The following is a 19381-nucleotide window of genomic DNA, read 5'->3' as shown; positions in this document are numbered from 1 at the left end:
TGGACAAGCGCTGGCGGCCATTTTCACTAGAACATCAAACTGTGATCGCATCCAGCGGCCAGCGCGGCTTCACGTCAAACGCATAGTCGGCGTTGGCCTGCTGTTGCCCCGCCTGCAACCGCATGGCTGCAGCCATGGCGATCATGGCGCCGTTGTCGGTGCACAGGTGCAGCTCGGGGTAGTGCACGCGCACCTTGGCGGCCGCGCAGGCCGCGTTGAGCTGCGCACGCAGGTGCCGGTTGGCCCCCACGCCACCGGCGACCACCACACGTTTCAGGCCTGTCTGCTTGAGCGCGGTCAGCGTCTTCTTCACCAGCACATCCACAATCGCTGCCTCGGTGCTGGCGGCCAGATCAGCCTTGCGCGCTTCCAGCTCGTCACCCAGCTTCTTGGCTTGCGTGAGCACCGCCGTCTTGAGGCCCGCAAAGGAAAAATCCAGATCGCCGCTGTGCAGCAGAGGCCGGGGCAGCTTGAAGGCCGTGGCGCTGCCCTGCTCGGCCAGGCGCGACAGCGCAGGACCACCCGGGTAGCCCAGGCCCATGAGCTTGGCGGACTTGTCGAACGCCTCGCCAGCCGCATCGTCAATGGTCTCGCCCAGGATCTCGTAGCGGCCCACGCCATCCACACGCATCAGCTGGGTGTGGCCGCCAGAGACGAGCAGGGCCACAAAAGGGAATTCAGGCGGGTCGGCGCTAAGGAAGGGTGACAGCAGGTGCCCTTCGAGGTGGTGCACGCCCAGCACCGGCTTGTTCAGCGCCGCACCCAGCGCACAAGCCACGCCCGCACCCACCAGCAGCGCACCCGCCAGGCCCGGCCCGCGCGTGTAGGCCACCACATCCACATCGGCCAGCGTCTGGCCGGACTCGGCGAGCACCTCTTTGGCCAGCGGCAGCACACGTCGGATGTGGTCACGGCTGGCCAGCTCGGGCACCACGCCGCCATAGGCCTGGTGCATCTCGATCTGGCTGTGCAGCGCATGGGACAGCAGGATAGGCACGGCAATGCCCGTGGAACGGACCAATGCCACGCCGGTTTCGTCGCACGAAGATTCAATACCCAGGATCAACAAACTCATGCCCCGAGTGTAAAACCCGGCTCCATGCAGGGCCGGATGGAAAAACCCCTGCGGGCAGTCACCAGCAGGGGTTGCGCGGATTGAGGGGGCCCGACGACCCGGCGGCTTGCCTACCAGCGGTCCGACCGCATGCGCAGTTCCCACGCCCCGGCGCGCAGTTCATACACACCCACGGCGCCGTAGCGCTGCTCGCCCTTGTCGTCCCAGGTCATGGTGCCGATCACGGGCGCGTAGCCGTTGATGCTGTGCATGGCCTTGGTGATGTCCTTGGGGGCGGCCGACTTGGCTTTCTGGATGGCGGCCGAGAGGACGTAGGTGCTGTCGTAGCTGTAGTGGCCGCCGTAGGCCGGGGGCTTTTTGTAGGCGGCGATGTATTTCTCCAGGAAGGGCTTGCCGGTGGAGAACTCCTTGGCTTCCAGCACGGGCGAAGTGGCGTAGATGCCCTGCACGATGCCGCCGCCCTTGGTCATGTCGGTGGTCTTGATGGTGTCGCCGCCCAGCAGGCTGACCTTGGTGTGGTCCACCTTACGCAGTGCTTCGAGCAGGGCCAGGGCCTGGAAGTCGTTGAGGGTGGAGACGATCACGTCCACCTTGGCGGCCTTGAGTTCGCCTGCCAGTTCGTCAAACGCCACGGTCTTGTCGTCGAACGATTTGCGCACCACCACTTCTTTCTTCTCGACCTTGAGCTGCTCGGCGGCGCCGTCGGCCAGGCCCTTGCCGTAGGGGGTGCCGTCGTCCAGCGCGGCATAGCGTGCGGCGCCCAGCTGGGTGGCGGCAAACGAGCCGATGGCGCGGGCCTGCAGGGTGTCGTTGCCCACCATGCGGAAGGTGGTGGAAAAGCCCAGCTGGGTGAATTTGGGGTTGGTGGAGATGGCGATCTGCGCGATGTCCTTGGCGGCGTAGATGGGCGCGGTCTCGATGCTCACGCCCGAGTTCAGGTGCCCGATCACGGCCACCACACCGGCATCCACCAGCTGCTGGGCCACGGCCTTGCCGGTGGCGGCGTCGGCCTTGTCGTCCACCGACACCACCTCCAGCGTCACGCGCTTGCCGTCCACCGTGTAGCCGGACTTGTTGAGTTCATCCACCGCCAGGGTCACGCCGTTGAGCAGGTCCTGTCCCAGCGCGCCCAGCGGGCCGCTCAGGGGTTGCGCCACACCAATTTTGATGGTGTCCGGCACCTTGCCGCATCCGGTCAGGAGTGCGGCAGTCGCCACTGCGGTCAGGGCCAGGCTGGCCGAGAAGCGGCGCCGGTTGAAGTGCTTGTTCATGCAAAAAACTCCATATCTGAATGTCGAAGTGACCGGATGTATATGCGAGGCCACCCGGAGGCGCTATCGGGTATGCCCTCCCGCAGCATCCTTTATTAGCAACTTTCAGGCCCCGCAAGGGGGTGCCGCTGCTTTTTTGGGGGCTGATTAAGGGCTCCCGCCCTGCCCTGACCGCCCTCATGCCAGCGCCGATGGCCCCCATGCACCGCTTCGGCGCACCCAAATACGGCGTGAAAATTGCTTATGCTCGGGTCTATGAATGAGGCCTTGCGCATCGTGGTGGTCGCCCCGGATCTGGCGATCGCCGACCCACACGACGAACACGCCGTCCTGCAGGCGGAGCGGTCGCGTGCGCTGCGCATCGGGTTGCTGGAAAACAACTTCAACTTGGTGGCCACGCTGCCCGCCGATGTGTTCCTGAGCGAGCGCATCGCCCAGCTGCAGCCCGACCTGATCATCGTGGACGCCGAAAGCGAGGCCCGCGACGCGCTCGAACATGTGGTGATGGCCACGCGCGACGAGCGCCGCCCCATCGTGATGTTCACCAACGACGAGGACACCTCGCACGTGAAGGACGCGGTGGCGGCGGGCGTGTCGGCCTACATCGTGGCGGGCTTGGCGCCCCAGCGCATCCGCCCCATTCTGGACGTGGCCATGGCGCGGTTTCAGCACGAACAGGCCCTGCGCGCCGAACTGGCCGACGCCAAGACCGAACTGAAAGACCGTAAGACCATCGACCGTGCCAAGGGCCTGCTGATGCAGCGCCAGGGCCTGACCGAACAGGCCGCCTACGAAAAGCTGCGCAAGACGGCCATGGACAAGGGCCTCAAGCTCGTGGATGTGGCGCAGCGCATGCTGGACGTGATGGACTTGCTGGGCTAGTGGCATCCCCCTGAGGCGCTGCGCGCCTTCCCCCTTCTCTCGAATCGCTGGCGCGATTCGAGAGAAGGGGGACGATGCCCTCGCTGCGGGGCGGACCTTGGCTTGCATCCCTCGCCTGGGCCGCGCCCAGTTCAACCGAGGTCTCCCACATGGTGCGCCGCACAAACGCAGTGCAGCCCGGCCCGCATGCACCAGCCCTGGCCATTTCAAGCAAAAAAAGGCCGTTTGCGCCTGTCCATCTTGCCCAAGCAGCTATCAAAAGCATAGTAATGGCGGCGCCAAACTGGCGCAAAACAGGCTGGCACGCTGCTTGCATTAACCCTGGCAAGACCAAAGAAGGTCCCACCCTGACAGCACCGGCCCAATGGCGGGCCAGTGCTGACACAAGGCCCCCCAATGGGCTTTGCCATGGACAAAGGCGTCCCTCTCCGAGCCCGTTTGCGCATGCAACCCGGCCAGGGGAGGACGCCTTTTTTGTTTTCTAACGCACCGAGGAACCGCCCCATGACCGATCTGTTGAAAACCAGCCTCAACCGCCGCACCGTGCTGCAGGCAGCTACCGTGGGCGCCGTGGGCGTGAGCCCCGCCCTGCGCGCCCTGGTGCATGCCCAGGGCTCGGACGCCCCCGAGAAGAAGGAAGTGAAGATCGGCTTCATCCCGCTGACCGACTGCGCCAGCGTGGTGATGGCCTCGGTGCTCGGCATCGACAAGAAGTACGGCGTGACCATCATCCCCACCAAGGAAGCATCGTGGGCCGGTGTGCGCGACAAGCTGGTGAATGGTGAACTCGACTTTGCCCACGTGCTGTATGGCCTGGTCTACGGCGTGCACCTGGGCCTGGCCGGCCCCAAGAAGGACATGGCCGTGCTGATGAACCTGAACCACAACGGCCAGGCCATCACGCTGTCGAAAAAGCTCGCCGAAAAAGGCGCCGTCAACGGCGCAGGCCTGGCCAAGCTCATGGCCAGCGAGAAGCGCGAATACACCTTTGCCCAGACCTTCCCCACGGGCACCCACGCCATGTGGCTCTACTACTGGCTGGCCGCACATGGCATCAACCCCATGAAGGACGCCAAGGTCATCACCGTGCCGCCACCCCAGATGGTGGCCAACATGCGCGTGGGCAACATGGATGGCTTCTGCGTGGGCGAGCCCTGGAACCACCGCGCCATCATGGATGGCATCGGGGTGACCGCCACCACCACGCAGGACATCTGGAAGGACCACCCCGAAAAGGTGCTGGGCACCACCTCCGAATTTGTGCAGAAGTACCCCAACACGGCCCGCGCCGTGACGGCCGCCATCCTCGAAGCCAGCAAGTGGATCGACGATGGCCTGGCCAACAAGAACAAGATGGCCGAGACCATTGCCGGCAAGGCCTATGTGAACACCGGCGTGGACGCCATCAACCAGCGCATCCTGGGCCGCTACCAGGACGGCATGGGCAAGACCTGGGACGACCCCAACCACATGAAGTTCTTCAACGAAGGCACGGTGAACTTCCCCTACCTCACGGACGGCATGTGGTTCCTCACCCAGCACAAGCGCTGGGGCCTGGTGAAGGACCACCCCGACTACCTGAACGTGGCCAAGGCCGTGAACCGCATCGACGTCTACAAGCAGGCCGCCACCGCATCGAAGACCCCGCTGCCCAAGAGCGACATGCGCAGCCACAAGCTGGTGGACGGTGTGGTGTGGGACGGCAAAGACCCCGCCAAGTACGCCGACAGCTTCAAGATCAAAGCCTGATCGGGCGCCCCACCCGCCCAACCTGCACACCCGGCCTCTTCAAAGGATTCACAGGAGAAACACCATGGTCAGTGCCGTTTTTCACTCCCCCCTGGATGCCGCCCCCGCCGGGGTGGCACAGAATGCTATGAATAATGTAGCTACAAACGCTTTGCCAGCAGGCGCAAGAGCCCAAAAAACCTTGAATCCTGCGCCCGCACCCAAGGCAACGACCGCGCCCGGCGCCACAGCGCCTGCGGCACCTGCTGCACGCGACTGGGCTGCACTCTCACGCAGCTTCTGGCTGGCGGTGCTGCCACCGCTGTGTGGCCTGGGCCTGCTCATCGGACTGTGGGCGGTGGTGTCCACCACCACGGGCGGCAGCATTCCCAGCCCCGTGGAGACCTGGAAACAGGCGCTGGACATTTTCAGCAACCCGTTCTACCGCAACGGCCCCAACGACCAGGGCGTGGGCTGGAACGTGCTGATGTCGCTGGAGCGCGTGGCCATCGGCTTTGGCATGGCGGCGCTGGTGGGCATCCCTGCGGGCTTCGTGATCGGGCGCTTCAACTTCCTGTCGCGCATGTTCAACCCGCTCATCAGCCTGCTGCGGCCGGTGTCGCCACTGGCCTGGCTGCCCATTGGCCTGCTGGTCTTCAAGGGAGCCAACCCGGCAGCCATCTGGACCATCTTCATCTGCTCCATCTGGCCCATGATCATCAACACCGCCGTGGGCGTGCAGCGCGTGCCGCAGGACTACATGAACGTGGCCCGCGTGCTGAACCTGAGCGAATGGAAGATCGCCACCAAGATCCTCTTCCCCGCCGTGCTGCCCTACATGTTGACCGGCGTGCGCCTGGCCGTGGGCACCGCATGGCTGGTGATCGTGGCGGCAGAGATGCTGACCGGCGGCGTGGGCATCGGCTTCTGGGTGTGGGACGAGTGGAACAACCTCAACGTCAAGAACATCATCATCGCGATCTTCGTGATCGGCATCGTCGGGCTGGTGCTGGAGTTTGCGCTCATCAAGCTGGCCACTGCATTTACCTTTGAAGAGGTCAAAACTTGACCCACCCCTGAGCCGCGCCTGCGGCGCGTCACCCCCTCAAGGGGGCACCACCAGTGGCCCGGCAAAGCCGGTTCCACGGTGGTCCTCGAAAAAACCAGGAGCTCCTCATGCATGCATCTCTCACCACCAAGTTCATCGAAGTCCACGGCGTCGAACAGACCTTCAAGACGGCCAAGGGCCTGTTCCCCGCGCTGCGCGACATCAACCTGACGATTGCCAAGGGCGAGTTCGTGGCGCTGATCGGGCACTCGGGCTGCGGCAAGTCCACGCTCTTGAACCTGATCGCGGGCCTCACCACCCCCACCAACGGCGCGCTGCTGTGCGCCAACAAGGAGATCAAGGGCCCCGGGCCGGAGCGCGCCGTGGTGTTCCAGAACCACTCGCTGCTGCCCTGGCTCACCTGCTTTGACAACATCTACCTGGCCGTGGAGCGCGTGTTTGGCGCCAAGGAAACCAAGGCCCAGCTCAAGGCCCGCACCGATGCCGCACTGGCGCTGGTGGGCCTCACGCCGGCAGGTCAAAAACGCCCTGGCGAGATCTCGGGCGGCATGAAGCAGCGCGTGGGCATTGCCCGGGCGCTCTCCATGGAACCCCAGGTGCTGCTGATGGACGAACCCTTTGGCGCGCTGGACGCCCTGACCCGCGCCAAGCTGCAGGACGAGTTGCTGGAAATCGTGGCGCGCACGCAGAGCACCGTCGTCATGGTGACCCACGACGTGGACGAAGCCGTGCTGCTGTCCGACAAGATCGTGATGATGACCAACGGCCCCGCTGCCACCATTGGCGAAGTGCTGACCGTAGACCTGCCCCGCCCCCGCAAACGCGTGGAACTGGCCGAAGACCCGCAGTACGTGCACTACCGCAAGGCAGTGATCGACTTCCTCTACACCCGCCAGGGGCACGTCGAAAAAGCCGCTTGAGCGTCTGGGTCGGCCGCGACCCGGACACCCAGAACAAAAGGGCCCTGACCAGATCTCGTCAGGGCCCTTTTTTCAACGTTGCGCCAAAGGTAGCCGCCCGCAGAACGCGCACGCCCCAAGCCAGTGCCCCCGCGCAAGGGCCGCCCCGCCGCGCCGGGTGCGTCCCCCTTCTCGAATGGCGCAGCCATTCGAGAAGGGGGAAGGCGCACAGCGCCTCAGGGGGTTGCCACTTAGTGAGTTCCAGTGATGTAGTGCTCCAGCTGCTCGATGATGAATTTCTGCTCGGAGATGATGTCCTTGACCAAGTCACCGATGGAGATCATGCCCACGAGCTTGCCGTTGTCCACCACGGGCAGGTGGCGCAGGCGGCCGGTGCTCATGATCTGCATGCACTGCTCGCTGGTCTGGTCGGGGCGCACAAAACGCACGGCAGAGGTCATCACATCCCGCACCTGCGTGACGGACGAGGTGCGTCCCATGAGGGCGATCTTGCGGGCGTAATCCCGCTCCGTGAAGATGCCCGCAATGGCCTCGCCCTCGGTCACCAGCAGGGCCCCAATGCCCTTGTCGGCCATGAGCTTGAGGGCATCAAACACCAGGGCCGTGGGGGCAATGGTGTGCACAGTGGTATCGGGTTTGGATTGAAGAATCTTGGCAACGCTGGTCATGGAAACCTCCCTCGTGAGAACAGAAACAGGCTGAGAGTTATTTCAGCCCATAAGCCCCGCGCGCGCAACCCGCGCAAGCCCGATTTGCCACGCTTTTTGCCCCCGTGTCGCAGCGGCGATGCATATGTTTCGCCACTGTTGCATTCGGCGGAACGCGAAACAAACTGAAAAGAACCGAAACGGTGACGAGACGACGCAAAGGCGCGGGCTGGGCACGATACAGCCCATGTTCAACGCAGTTCGAAAGGATCCACCGCCCACTTTCCTGGCCCCCGCGCCCATCGCTTGCGCCCCCACCGGCCATGTGGCCGCACAGGAAACAAGCACCCGGATTGTTTCCAATACTGGAACAGTTAATTCGCGACCCAATGGTTTTTCCGTGAACACCATCGGCGTACAGTTCAACCCATCGATGAGCCGAACCCGCAAGGCGACTCACCGAACCCAGGGTTGAAGCAGTTTTTGTTTTGTTTTCCTCCTGGTTTTTTTGAGACGCTTTTTTAAAGGACTTATCCATCATGAACAACACCGCACGTTTCCTCTCCATCGCCGCTGTCGCTGCTTTCGCCTCCTTTGGTGCCCACGCTGACGAAGCCGATGCTTCGCAGTTCGCCACGAAGTTCGAAACCAACCGCACCCGCGCCGAAGTGGCCGCCGAAGCCGCCACCGTGGCCCAGACCCGTAGCATCGAACCCGCTGGTTCGCGTGTGGTGACCTACAAGAGCACCGCCGACCGCGCTGCTGTGCGTGCCCAGGCTGCTGACGCCGTGCGCACCGGCCAGATTTCTTACGGTGAGCGTGGTTGATTCTTCAGCGCCTGATTCGCTGAATCCACCGCCCTTCCTGTTTCGTATTGCCCAGTACATCCCTCTTTTTTGAATTTCATCGGAGTTTCACCATGAACAAGACCGCACGTTTCCTGTCCATCGCCGCTGTCGCTGCTTTCGCTTCTTTTGGTGCCCAGGCTGACGAAGCCGATGCTTCGCAATTCGCCACCAAGTTCGACACCAACCGCACCCGCGCTGAAGTGCAAGCCGAAGCCTCGGCCGTGCCCCAGACCAGTGGTGCCATTCCCGTCGGTTCGCGCGCCCTGGTCTACACCTCCACGGCCGACCGCAGCGCCGTGAACGCCCAAGCCGCAGACGCCCTGCGCACCGGCAAGATCTCGTCCGGCGAAATCGGCTCCCTGTAATCCGTCCGGCCCGCGCTGCAAGGCGGCGCGGGCAGGCAGTTGCAAATGCAAAAAAAGGCCGAGGCCCCTTTTGGGGCCTCGGCCTTTTTATCTTGAGGTCAGCAAAGGCGCTGCGACAGCCAGCGCCCCACCCAGAAGGCTTACTTCGCTGCGCGTGCCTGCGCCACTGCGCCCTGCACGTCCTTCCACAGGCTTTCACCCACATTGGCCGCAATGCTGGCGTTCACGGCACTGAGCTTTTCGCGCATGCGGTTGGCTTCAGCGGCGGGCAGTTCGTTGACCTGCATGCCCTTGGCCTTCAGGTCGGCCAGTGCCTTGTCGGCTTCGGCACGCGTGTCCTGGCGCTCGAAGTCGCGGCTCTTCTTGGCGGCGTCGAGCAGCACCTTCTGCTCAGCCTTCGACAGGCCATCCCAGTACTTCTTGCTCACCAGCACGATCCAGGGGCTGTAGACGTGGTTCGTCACCGTGAGATACTTCTGCACCTCATAGAACTTGCTCGACAGGATGGTGTTGTAGGGGTTCTCCTGGCCGTCCACCGTCTTGGTTTCGAGGGCGGTGAAGAGTTCCGAGAACGGCAGCGGCACCGCGTTGGCGCCCAGGGTCTTGAAGCTGTCGAGGAACACGTTGTTCTGCATCACGCGCAGCTTGATGCCGTCCATGTCTTCCAGCATATTGACCGGGCGCTTGCTGTTGGTGAGGTTGCGGAAACCGTTCTCCCAGTACACCAGGCCCACCAGGCCTTTTTCCTGCAGCTTGTCCATCACCTTCTGGCCCACGGGGCCGTCCAGCACCACGTCGGCCTCCTTGGCGTTGTTGAACAGGAAAGGCGTGTCCCAGATCGCCATCTCCTTGGTGATACCGACCAGCGTGGCGGTGGAGCCCACCATCATTTCCTGCGCGCCACCGATCAGCGCCTGCTGCATTTGCACATCCGAGCCGAGTGCGGCAGCACCGATGGCGCGCACCTTCATCTTGCCGCCCGAGGCTTTTTCGACCTCTTCGGCAAACAGCTTGGTGGCACGGCCCTGGTTGGACACCTCATTGAGGCCATAGCCAAACCGAATGATGCGCGGCTTGAAGTCCTGGGCAACGGCCTGGAACGAACAGGTGATGGCAGCCACCGACAGGGCGGCGAGCAGGGTACGGCGGAAAGTTTTCATGGTTGTCTCCATTGGCGAGGGGGAAAGGAAAAAGAGTGCAGGCAAATCAGCGCAGCCACACCACAGGTGCAGTCACGATCTGGGGAAACACGACCAGCAAGGCAAGGATCAGCACGTAGGTAAAAAGGAAAGGGTTCACCCCCTTAATCACGCTGTGCATCGAGATGCGCCCCACCCCAGCCACCACGTTGAGCACGGTGCCCACGGGCGGCGTGATGAGGCCGATGGCGCCGTTGAGCACAAACATCAGGCCGAAGTACACCGGGTCGATCCCCGCCTTGACGGCGATGGGCAGCATCACGGGCGCAAAGATCAGGATGGTGGGCGTGAGGTCCAGCGCCGTGCCGATGAGCACCAGCACGATCATCATCACGGCCATCAACAGGCGCGGGTTCTCCACCAGCGGGCCCAGCCAGTTGGTCAGCACGTTGGGCAGGTCGGCCAGCGTGATCATGTAGCTGGCCACCTGGGCACCAGCACACAGGAACATCACGATGGAGGTCGTCTTGGCCGCGCGCACCAGCACGCCGTAGATGTCGGCCACCTTCATCTCGCGGTGGATGAACAGCGCCACCACCAGCGCATAGAACGCGGCCACTACGGCGGCCTCGGTGGGCGTGAACACGCCGGTCTTCATGCCGCCGATGATGATGAGGGGCATCAGCATGGCCCAGAAGGCGCGGGCCGTGGCGTGCAGGCGGGCCTTGACGGGCAAGGGCTCGCCCTTTGGCAGGTCCAGGTCGCGCAGCACCCACCGCCAGGCAAAGATGAGCCCCACCCCCATCATCAGCCCCGGCACGATGCCCGACACAAACAGCGCAGAGATCGAGGTGTTGGTCGTCACGCCGTAGATCACGAACGGCATGGACGGCGGAATGATGGGCGCGATGATGCCGCCCGAAGCGATCAGCCCCGCCGAGGTGTTCATGGGGTAGCCCTGCTGGCGCATCATGGGCAAGAGGATGGTGGCGAGAGCTGCCGTGTCAGCCAGCGCCGAGCCACTCATGCTGGCCATGAGCACGGCCGCGCCAATGGCCACGTAGCCCAGACCGCCCCGGATATGCCCCACCCAGGCCTGGGCCATGTCGATGATGCGGCGGCTGATGCCGCCCGTGTTCATCAGCTCGCCCGCCAGGATGAAAAACGGCACGGCCAGCAGCGGGAAGCTGTCCACACCAGCCACCAGGTTCTGGGCCAGCAACTGTGCATCCCAGAAGTCGAGCACCCAGGCCATGCCAGCGCCCGTGAGCACGAGGGCCAGGCCCATGTTCATGCCTGTGCCCATCAGCACCAGCATGCCCAGCGAAAAGACCACAAAGGCCATGGCTTCAGGCGTCAGTCCCAGCATCACTCCACCTCCGCGCCGTGGCCCAGGTCCAAGGGCTTGCGTTGAATCAATTCGATGGTCGCCATCACACCGATGGCCACCGCGCACAAAAAGGCCGGCAGCGGCAATAGCGCCGCCGGGTAGGCCATGACCACCGAGCGGCTGCCCATGCCCACCACCACTTGCTGCCAGGCGCCCCAGGCCAGCATGGCGCAGGCGGCAATCACCAGCAGCCGGATCACCGCCGTCAGCGCAGCAAACGCCACAGGGCGCTTGGCCAGCAGGCCCGCCAGGCTAGTGAAGGCCATGTGCTCACCTGCGGGGTAGGCCGCTGCGGCGCCAATGAACACCATCCAGACAAACAAGAGGCGCGACAGCTCTTCGCTCGCGGCCACGCCGCTGCCGAAGCCATAGCGCAGCACCACGTTGATGAACACGGCCACGGCCATCACGCCCAGGCAGCTGGCCATCAATACCTGGGAGACCCGGGCAAAGCGACTCTGTGGCGTTGCGTGTTGTGCGGGGGAACTCATGCGACCTCCTCCGTTGCCAGCCAGCTGGATGCCTGTTGCTGCAGGGTGGGCAGGTCTAGCAGCGCATCCAGGCGCAGCACGCCCGCCTCGCCTACGGGCGACTCCAGCGTGGCGAACTGGCTGTCTACCAGCACGCTGGAGAAGAAATGGGTATCGGCACGGGCCGCCACGCGCTGGCCTGCATGCACTCGGTCGATCTCCAGAAAGGCGAAACGCAACCCAGGGCAGGCGCTGCGCAGGCGGTCGCGGTACGCTTTCTTGAGCGCCGAGCAGGTCAGCACCACGCCCTGTGGCTGGGCCTGCAGCAACTGCCCCAGTGTGGATAGCCAGCCCTCGCGGTCAGCGTCGGTAAGGGCAATGCCCTGGCGCATTTTTTCGCGGCTGGTGGGGCTGTGGTGGTCGTCCCCTTCAATCAGGGGCAGGCCTTCTGCCTGGGCCAGCGCGGCCCCCAGGCTGGACTTGCCACAACCGGCCACTCCCATGACGACCAGATAAACCGATGACGGCGTAAAACTCATATTGGTAGCGCTATCCAATGAATCCAAAAAAATGCATCTCTGCAGATGCCTCCAAAATACAGGTGCTGATCCAGCCAACTTGCCAAAAAAGACACTGGCCGTCTTGCCCGGGCGTTTGGACAGCGCTATCCTAACCAGATCATTACCCATCCCCATGAGGGTTAACCCTTGAACAAATCCGAGACCCGGCGCCGCTCCAGCGGTCGCATCACGCTGAGCGACGTGGCCAAGGCGGCGGGCGTCAGCCCCATCACGGCGTCCCGCGCCCTGCGTGGCGAGCGCGGCGTGGCGCAAGAGCTGGTGCAACGGGTCAAGGATGCGGCCCAGCAACTGGGTTATGTGCCCGACCCCGCCGCGCGCGCACTGGCCTCGCAGCGCAGCGTGCAGGTGCCGGTGCTGGTGCCCCTGCTGTCCAATGCGCTGTTTGTGGACGTGCTCGAATCCGTGCACCGCACGCTGTTCCCCGAGGGCTACCAGGCCCTGATCGGCGTGACGCACTACGACCCGCAGGAAGAAGAACAACTGCTGCGCACCTACCTCGCCCACCGCCCGGCGGGCCTGCTGGTCACCGGCTTTGACCGCACCGAAGCCGCGCGCCAGCTGATTGCTGCCAGCGGTGTGCCTTGTGTGCACCTGATGGAAATGACCCCGGCCCCCGGCGTGTTCTGCGTGGGGTTCTCGCAGCAGGACGCGGGCCACAGCATGACGGCCCACCTGCTGGCGCGCGGCTATCAAAACGTGGCCTTTGTGGCCGCGCAGCTCGACCCGCGCACCATGCAGCGCGCAGAAGGCTACCGCCGTTGCCTGCGCGAGGCGGGCCGCTACGACCCCCGGCTGGAATTGCTCAGCCCCCAGCCTTCGTCCATGCGCCTGGGCGGTGAACTGCTGGAGGAGCTGCTTCGCACCCGCCCCGGCGTGGATGCCGTGTTCTTCTGCAATGACGACCTGGCCCAGGGCGGCCTGCTGGCCGCGCAGCGCCTGGGCCTGTCGGTGCCCGGCCAGGTGGCGATTGCGGGCTTCAACGACCTGGCGGGCAGCGACCAGATGCTGCCCCCGCTGACCACCGTGCGCACGCCCCGCTCCGCCGTGGGCAAGGCCAGCGCGCGCATGCTGCTGGCGCTGATGCGCGGCGAAGTGCCTGCGCACAACTCGGTGGATCTGGGGTTTGAGCTGACCATCAGAAGCAGCACCTGAGAGCGCGCTGCTCGCCGCCAAGTTGTTTGCCCGGTCCGGCACATCGGTGCTGGCCATGGCTCCTCACGCTGCTTCCGAGTCGGCACCCCGCATCTCTCCACTGTTGGCAAAATCTTCCGCGCCGCAATCGCCGCTGCCGCCAAAGCCAGGAAAGTGCCACACCAACGCGCCACTCCCCAAACCGAGGGCCATCAGCAAGCAGGGAACGGCGAAAGACTCCGAGCGTTCGCCTGTAAGGTTGTGCAGCAAGGCAATCAAACCCACCAACAGCAAGCCCAGCGCGAAGGCTGCACCCGCGTACCGCAGGGCATTGTTCATGGCAGCAGACGTCTTTTGATGAAGTCGGATGGAGTCAGCACATTCTAGCGGCTCTGCAGTGCGGCCCTCTGGATTGCTATCCACCGGCTCCGGTCTGCGCGACCACGTCACACGGCCGCCAACGCACGGCTGGATGACGATGCGCCCTTGCCGCCCTTCATCTCCTTGCGCAGCGCCACCGCATCCCGTGTCTGCGACGGGGCCGAAGCATCGATGCGGAACACCTGCACGGTTTCGGTCATGGTCTGCGCCTGGCCATTGAGCTGCATGGCCGAGGCGGCGTTTTCCTCGACCAGCGCCGCATTCTGCTGCGTGATGGTGTCGAGTTGCGCCACGGCCGAGTTGACCTGCGAGATGCCGCTGAGCTGCTCGTTCGACGCACTGTGGATCTCGCCGATCAGCGTGTTCACGCGGCGCACCAGCTCCAACGACTCAGCCATCGTCTTCTGCGCGGCGTCGGTCTTCTCGTGGCCTTCGCTCACCTTGTTGGCGGAGTCGTCGATGAGCTGGCGGATCTCCTTGGCGGCCGACTGCGTGCGGTGCGACAGGCTGCGCACCTCCGACGCCACCACGGCAAAGCCGCGCCCCTGCTCGCCCGCACGGGCCGCCTCCACCGCCGCGTTCAGCGCCAGGATGTTGGTCTGGAAGGCGATCGAGTCGATGAGCTGCGTGATCTCGCTGATGCGGCCGGACGCTGCCTGGATCTGCTTCATGGTGTCGGCCACGCCATCGACCGCGCTGCTGCTGCGCTCGGTGACCTGGGTGACCTGGGTGGCCTGCGTGGCCAGCACGGTGGCCTGGCGGGCGGATTCGGCGGTCTGCTTGACGGTGCCGGTGATCTCTTCCATTGATGCCGCCGTCTGCTGCAGGTTGCTGGCCTGCGCCTCGGTGCGGGACGACAGGTCGTGGTTGCCCCGGGCAATCTCCCGGGTCGAGACCTGCATGTGCTCGCTCTCCTGGCGGGCATCGCGCACGATGGACAGCAGGTTCACGTTGAGCTGCGCCAGTGCTTTTTGCAGCTGGCCCACGGTGTCGCCGCGCGATGCCAATATCTTCTGCGTGAGGTCACCCGCCGCCATGCGGTTGGCCCACACCAGCATCTGGGACAGGGGCGCCACCGTGACCTGGTGCAGGTAGACCGCCATGCCCAGTGCAAGCACCACCACGCCCAGCCACGCAGCCCCCGAGGCCAGCGACAGCGCATGCCCCCCCAGCAAGGCGGCACACCACGAGGCCACCACCAACAGCAAAGTGCACACCATCATCTTGCCCATAGGGCCCAGCGCGAGCGCCCGGCCCACGCGGCCCCACAGGGTTTCTTTGACCAGCTGGCCTGCCGACAGCCGGTGCACCAACGTGCCCGCCTGCTTCTCGGACTGCATCTGCTTGTACAGCGCGTCTGCCCCCTGGATCTGCTCGCGCGTGGCCTCGGTGCGCACCGACATGTAGCCCGTGGGCTGGTCGCCCTGCATCAGCGGCGTGACGTTGGCCATCACCCAGTAGAAGGAGCCGTCCTTGCGCCGGTTCTTGACCGCTGCCGACCAGGGGATGCCCTTGGCGATGGTCTCCCACATGTCGCGGAAGGCCTCTTCGGGCATGTCCGGGTGCCGGATCATGTTGTGGGGCTGGCCCAGGAGTTCTTCTTTTTCGTAGCCGCTGACCTCGATGAACATCGGGTTGCAGTACAGGATGCGGCCTTTGAGATCGGTGGTGGACACCAGAGTCTGGCCTCTGGGAAGCGCGTATTCGTGCGTGCTGACGGGCAGATTGACGCGCATGAAACCCCTCCTTGTGAAAAACCTTATCAACCCAGAAAAAACCTGAACTGAAAAAAGCATCGGAAAAGCCGGGTTCATCCTATGGCGAAAAATTTTTTCCGCAACAATTAAATAGCCACGCACTGCGTTTTCACCAAAAGAGTGCGCACCTCCAGCGCCCTGCCCCAAAGCGTGGCAACCCCTCGATCAAACGCTCATTTTTTTATAGCAATTAATCGAATATGGACGCGCGGTAACGGCCATTATTTGCGCAAACCCTCAACGCACCCATGCTGGCACAGGCATTGCTTGCAGATTGGTGCGGTCAACGCTGGCCGTGTGTCAGCCCGGTGCAATGGCGGATTGGGCGAACAGGACGATGGCGTCTTCATGGAATGCAAACGGGCTGCAAGGCCTGCGCGATCCATGCAGGCGCCTTTTTTGTTTTTTGCCCCGGCTGAGGAAGTCCTTCAGCCCTTTTGTGCACGATCGCCATGCTTCAATTCCGCGAGTTCCTCAAGTCCGGCCATGCCCCCACGCTCTGGTCGTCTTTCCTCTACTTCGGTTTCTCGTGCGCTGTCTGGGTGATCAACGGTGCCATGGCACCGTTCATCCGCGACAGCTTCCAGCTCACACCCACGCAGATGGGCATGATGCTCTCCATCCCCATCTTTGCCGGTGCGCTCATGCGCTTTCCGCTGGGCATCCTGGCGCAGTACATCGGGCGCAAGAACGCTACGCTGGTCGAGATGGCGGGCATTTTTGTGGCCATGGGCTATGGCTACCTTTTTGTGCACGACTACGGCGACCTGCTGGCCATGGGCATCCTGCTGGGCGTGGCCGGGGCCAGCTTTGGCGTGGCGCTGTCACTGGGCTCGGGCTCGTTCCCGCCCCGCTACAAGGGCCTGGCCATGGGCATCGTGGGCGCTGGCAACGTGGGCACGGCCGTGGCCGCCCTGCTGGCCCCGGCGCTGGCCCAGAAGTTCGGCTGGCAGGCTGTGTACGGCTTTGCCGCGCTGAGCGTTGCCGTGCCCGCCATCGTGATGGCGGTGTATGCCAAGGAGCCCTCGGACCTGCCGGCCCATTCGAGCTTCCGCGAACACATCGCCTGCCTGTTTGAAAAAGACGGCTGGGCATTCAGCCTGATCTATGCCGTGACCTTTGGCGGCTTCATTGGCCTCACCACCTTCTTGCCCAGCTATTTTTACGACCAGTTCCATGTGAGCAAGGTGCAGGCAGGCCAGCTCACCATGCTGGCGGCCTTTCTGGGCGCGGCGCTGCGCGTGTTTGGCGGCTGGCTGTCGGACCACTGGGGCGGCGTGAACACGCTCACCGGCGTGCTGGCCATCACGGCCGTGAGCATGGTGCTGTGTGGCCTGGCCGAGAACTCGCTGCCCATCACGATGCTGCTGTTCCTGGTGTGTTTTGCAGCACTGGGCGCGGGCAATGGCGCGCTGTTCCAGCTGGTGCCCCTGCGCTGGCCCCTGACCACGGCGGTGGCGGGTTCGATGATTGGCGAGATCGGCGCCCTGGGCGGCGGCCTGATCCCCAGCGGCATGGGCATCTCGCGCCAGTACACCGGCACCTACCTGTGGGGCTTCGTGGGCATTGCGGTGTGTGCGCTGGCCATGCTGGTACTGCTGCGGGTGATGCAGATCCGCTGGACGCGGACATGGGCTGAGAAAGGTGGACGTGCGCGTAGCGCATGACCGGCGTAGCCGGTGAGCGCGCAAGCGCTCGCCACACTTCCGGCAAAAGGGCGGTCGGGCACGCAGTGCCTGAGCTTGCGCAGCCAGCCAATGCGCAGCATTGCCCGCCCTTTCGCTAAAAAGGTGGACGTGCGCGAGCACGTAAGCGCGCAGCGCGTGAACGGCGCGGCGCTCCACCAGCACGCATTCAAAAAGCAGGTCGATGCCGCCCTGAAAATTCAAACAAAAATCGGCTCTTCCGCGCTCTGCATAAGCGCAAAAAGCTATATTTTCAGTAGCAATCTCCGACCTCCGCACTACCTCGGCAAAAACAGCAGCCAATAAATCAGCAGCAGATTCACCAGCACACTCACCGCCAGCGCGATCTTCCACAGGGCGGTGGCGTCGCGCTGCATCAGCGGCTGCGGGCCGGTGGCTGACAGGGGGCGGGATGCGCCGCGCTCCAGCGCCAGCAGCAGCTCCTCGGCGGTCTCGAAGCGCTGGGCGCGGCTGCGTGCCACGGCCTTCAAGGCAATCTGGTCCAGCCAGATGGGCACGCCGGGGTTGTGGCGGCTGGGGGCCAGCGGGTCGCGGTGGTAGCGACCCAGCTGGTACTGCACCACCTCGCCATAGGGCAGGCGCCCCTGGCTCAGCAGCTGGTAGAGCGTGACGCCCAGCGCAAACAGGTCGCTGCGCGCATCGGGCAACTGGCCTTCGGTGTCACCGTTTTTTTCGTAGCCCGGCCATTGCTCGGGGTTCATGTAGCTGGGCGTGCCTGCGTGCAGCTGGCGCGTGGCCTCAGGCTCGCGGCCCGACAGGGCCACACCCAGGTCGAGCACGCGAAGCACGCCGTCGTCGCCCAGGTGCAGGTTGTCGGGCTTGATGTCGCGGTGCACCACGCCCTGGCGGTGCAGCCAGCCCAGCACCTGCGCCGCCTGCATCACCACGGTCACGGCCTGGGTCACGCCCAGGTGCTGGCGGCTGCGCAGGCGCTGGCCCAGGGTTTCGCCCGCGTGCCAGTCGTACAGCAGGTAGAACGCGCTGGCGCCCGGTCCGCCTTGCCCGTCATCGGCGGGCCAGGTGTTGAGCCGCGCCAGGTGGGCAGCGGCCTGGCCCGACTGCATGCGCCGCGCCACCCAGGCCTCGTGCGCGAGGGTGGCGCGCTCTTCAGCATCGTGGGCACGCGTGGGCAGCAGGGTCTTGAGCGCATAGAGGCGCTGCGTGGCCGGGTCGCGCACCTGGTAGATGCGGTGGATGCCGCTGTCGGCCACCAGCGCCGTGACCACCAGGCCATCGACCTTATCGCCCACCTTGAGCAGGGGCAGCACGGGCAGGTCCTGCGCGCGGCGGGACTCGTCCTGCAGCGTGGCCTCCAGCGCGCCCTGCACCCGCACCACCAGCGCGGTCACGTTGTCGCTGCTGCCCCGGCGCAGCGCGGCCTGCACCAGCTCGTCGCTGAGCGCCTGCGCCGCCACGCCCTCCTGGCGCAGCAGCTGCCGCAGCTCGCGCTCGGGCAGGCTGCCATGCACGCCGTCAGACAGCAGCACGAACAGATCGCCGCTGTGCAGCTCGCCCTGGCTGTAGTCCACCACCACATGGTCGTCAAGCCCCATGGCGCGGGTGAGCTGGTGCGCAAAATCGCGTTGCGCCATCACATGGTCGGCCGTGAGCTGCTGCAGACGCCCGCCGCGCAGCAGGTAGGCACGGGTGTCGCCCACATGGGCCAGGGTGTACGACTGGCCGCGCAGCACCAGCGCCGTGAGCGTGGTCAGGCCCACGGCAGGCTGGCGGCGCCGGTTCATGGAGGCCAGCCAGCCGTTATGGGCATTCAGGATGCGGTCCAGCGCCACGGTGGTGTCCCAGGTATCGGGGGTGGCGAAGTAGTCGCCCACCAAGGTGCTCACCGTGGTCTGGGCGGCCTCTCGGCCCTTGCCGCCCGTGCTCACGCCATCGGCAATGGCGGCAATGGCGCCACGCTCGCGGTCGCGCCCCTGCCCGACCACCAGGGCGGCAAAGTCCTCGTTCACCTCATTGCGGCCGGCCAGCGAGGCCTGGCCCACATCCAGTTCAAAGCTCATGCA

20 protein-coding genes are annotated in these 19381 nt (G+C 64.6%); 9 read left to right on the top strand and 11 right to left on the bottom strand.

Annotated features, from left to right (window positions below; translation table 11 throughout):
- Positions 1–34 precede the first annotated feature (34 nt).
- Together tsaD and ACYZGB_RS18040 are read right to left on the bottom strand one after the other, a co-directional pair.
- On the bottom strand, positions 35–1075 hold the full coding sequence (tsaD, locus tag ACYZGB_RS18045; protein WP_462390264.1) for a tRNA (adenosine(37)-N6)-threonylcarbamoyltransferase complex transferase subunit TsaD: 1041 nt from the start codon (positions 1073–1075) through the stop codon (positions 35–37).
- 110 nt (positions 1076–1185) lie between these two features.
- Positions 1186–2346, bottom strand: coding sequence for a branched-chain amino acid ABC transporter substrate-binding protein (locus tag ACYZGB_RS18040; protein WP_462390263.1), 1161 nt, complete (start codon positions 2344–2346; stop codon positions 1186–1188).
- A gap of 255 nt (positions 2347–2601) precedes the next feature.
- Here ACYZGB_RS18040 and ACYZGB_RS18035 point away from each other — a divergent pair, with 255 nt between their 5' ends.
- The 4 genes from ACYZGB_RS18035 (at position 2602) to ACYZGB_RS18020 (ending at position 6945) form a co-directional block, all read left to right on the top strand.
- On the top strand, positions 2602–3228 hold the full coding sequence (locus tag ACYZGB_RS18035; RefSeq protein ID WP_063462895.1) for an ANTAR domain-containing response regulator: 627 nt from the start codon (positions 2602–2604) through the stop codon (positions 3226–3228).
- 504 nt (positions 3229–3732) lie between these two features.
- Positions 3733–4977: a CmpA/NrtA family ABC transporter substrate-binding protein gene (locus ACYZGB_RS18030; RefSeq protein WP_462390262.1), complete on the top strand. Its 1245-nt coding sequence runs from the start codon at positions 3733–3735 to the stop codon at positions 4975–4977.
- Positions 4978–5041: 64 nt separating this feature from the next.
- Positions 5042–6025, top strand: coding sequence for a nitrate ABC transporter permease (gene ntrB, locus ACYZGB_RS18025; RefSeq protein WP_462390261.1), 984 nt, complete (start codon positions 5042–5044; stop codon positions 6023–6025).
- A gap of 107 nt (positions 6026–6132) precedes the next feature.
- Positions 6133–6945, top strand: coding sequence for an ABC transporter ATP-binding protein (locus ACYZGB_RS18020; protein ID WP_462390260.1), 813 nt, complete (start codon positions 6133–6135; stop codon positions 6943–6945).
- Positions 6946–7175: 230 nt separating this feature from the next.
- Here the strand turns inward: ACYZGB_RS18020 and ACYZGB_RS18015 are convergent, their stop codons facing one another.
- Positions 7176–7613 (bottom strand): CBS domain-containing protein, encoded by a 438-nt coding sequence (locus ACYZGB_RS18015; RefSeq protein WP_063462898.1) that lies wholly within the window; start codon positions 7611–7613, stop codon positions 7176–7178.
- 37 nt (positions 7614–7650) lie between these two features.
- Entirely contained in the window at positions 7651–8133 is a 483-nt protein-coding gene (locus ACYZGB_RS18010) for a hypothetical protein (RefSeq protein ID WP_462390259.1), read from the bottom strand.
- Between ACYZGB_RS18010 and ACYZGB_RS18005 the strand changes: the two genes are divergently transcribed.
- Together ACYZGB_RS18005 and ACYZGB_RS18000 are read left to right on the top strand one after the other, a co-directional pair.
- Positions 8132–8419 (top strand): DUF4148 domain-containing protein, encoded by a 288-nt coding sequence (locus ACYZGB_RS18005; protein ID WP_462388874.1) that lies wholly within the window; start codon positions 8132–8134, stop codon positions 8417–8419. The two genes, ACYZGB_RS18010 and ACYZGB_RS18005, sit on opposite strands and share 2 nt — an antisense overlap.
- Positions 8420–8511: 92 nt before the next feature.
- Entirely contained in the window at positions 8512–8805 is a 294-nt protein-coding gene (locus ACYZGB_RS18000; RefSeq protein ID WP_108617669.1) for a DUF4148 domain-containing protein, read from the top strand.
- 140 nt (positions 8806–8945) lie between these two features.
- Here the strand turns inward: ACYZGB_RS18000 and ACYZGB_RS17995 are convergent, their stop codons facing one another.
- The 4 genes from ACYZGB_RS17995 to ACYZGB_RS17980 are packed head-to-tail and all read right to left on the bottom strand — an operon-like array spanning position 8946 to position 12307.
- Positions 8946–9965 carry a TRAP transporter substrate-binding protein gene (locus tag ACYZGB_RS17995; RefSeq protein ID WP_462390257.1) on the bottom strand — a complete coding sequence of 340 codons (1020 nt, stop codon included), beginning with the start codon at positions 9963–9965 and terminating at the stop codon, positions 8946–8948.
- 46 nt (positions 9966–10011) lie between these two features.
- Positions 10012–11289 (bottom strand): TRAP transporter large permease, encoded by a 1278-nt coding sequence (locus tag ACYZGB_RS17990; RefSeq protein ID WP_462390284.1) that lies wholly within the window; start codon positions 11287–11289, stop codon positions 10012–10014.
- Between the two features lie 23 nt (positions 11290–11312).
- Positions 11313–11825: a TRAP transporter small permease gene (locus tag ACYZGB_RS17985; protein ID WP_462390256.1), complete on the bottom strand. Its 513-nt coding sequence runs from the start codon at positions 11823–11825 to the stop codon at positions 11313–11315.
- Positions 11822–12307, bottom strand: coding sequence for a gluconokinase (locus ACYZGB_RS17980; protein WP_462390283.1), 486 nt, complete (start codon positions 12305–12307; stop codon positions 11822–11824). The genes ACYZGB_RS17985 and ACYZGB_RS17980 overlap by 4 nt, the downstream gene beginning before the upstream one ends.
- 204 nt (positions 12308–12511) lie before the next feature.
- Here ACYZGB_RS17980 and gntR point away from each other — a divergent pair, with 204 nt between their 5' ends.
- Positions 12512–13537: an HTH-type transcriptional regulator GntR gene (gntR, locus tag ACYZGB_RS17975; RefSeq protein WP_462390254.1), complete on the top strand. Its 1026-nt coding sequence runs from the start codon at positions 12512–12514 to the stop codon at positions 13535–13537.
- A gap of 63 nt (positions 13538–13600) precedes the next feature.
- Here gntR and ACYZGB_RS17970 read toward each other — a convergent pair whose 3' ends face one another.
- Positions 13601–13855 carry a hypothetical protein gene (locus ACYZGB_RS17970; protein WP_462390253.1) on the bottom strand — a complete coding sequence of 85 codons (255 nt, stop codon included), beginning with the start codon at positions 13853–13855 and terminating at the stop codon, positions 13601–13603.
- 107 nt (positions 13856–13962) lie between these two features.
- Positions 13963–15633 carry a methyl-accepting chemotaxis protein gene (locus ACYZGB_RS17965; protein WP_462390251.1) on the bottom strand — a complete coding sequence of 557 codons (1671 nt, stop codon included), beginning with the start codon at positions 15631–15633 and terminating at the stop codon, positions 13963–13965.
- Between the two features lie 473 nt (positions 15634–16106).
- Between ACYZGB_RS17965 and ACYZGB_RS17960 the strand changes: the two genes are divergently transcribed.
- Both ACYZGB_RS17960 and ACYZGB_RS17955 read left to right on the top strand, forming a co-directional pair.
- Positions 16107–17321, top strand: coding sequence for an MFS transporter (locus ACYZGB_RS17960; protein WP_462390250.1), 1215 nt, complete (start codon positions 16107–16109; stop codon positions 17319–17321).
- A 90-nt stretch (positions 17322–17411) separates the two neighbouring features.
- A complete protein-coding gene (locus tag ACYZGB_RS17955; RefSeq protein ID WP_462390248.1) occupies positions 17412–17645 on the top strand; it encodes a hypothetical protein in 234 nt (77 codons plus the stop codon).
- Here ACYZGB_RS17955 and ACYZGB_RS17950 read toward each other — a convergent pair.
- Positions 17618–19378: a protein kinase domain-containing protein gene (locus tag ACYZGB_RS17950; RefSeq protein ID WP_462390247.1), complete on the bottom strand. Its 1761-nt coding sequence runs from the start codon at positions 19376–19378 to the stop codon at positions 17618–17620. The two genes, ACYZGB_RS17955 and ACYZGB_RS17950, sit on opposite strands and share 28 nt — an antisense overlap.
- Between the last annotated feature and the right edge of the window lie 3 nt (positions 19379–19381).

Source organism: Acidovorax sp. Q11 (assembly GCF_054950075.1).
This window is presented reverse-complemented; position numbering and strand designations above follow the sequence as displayed.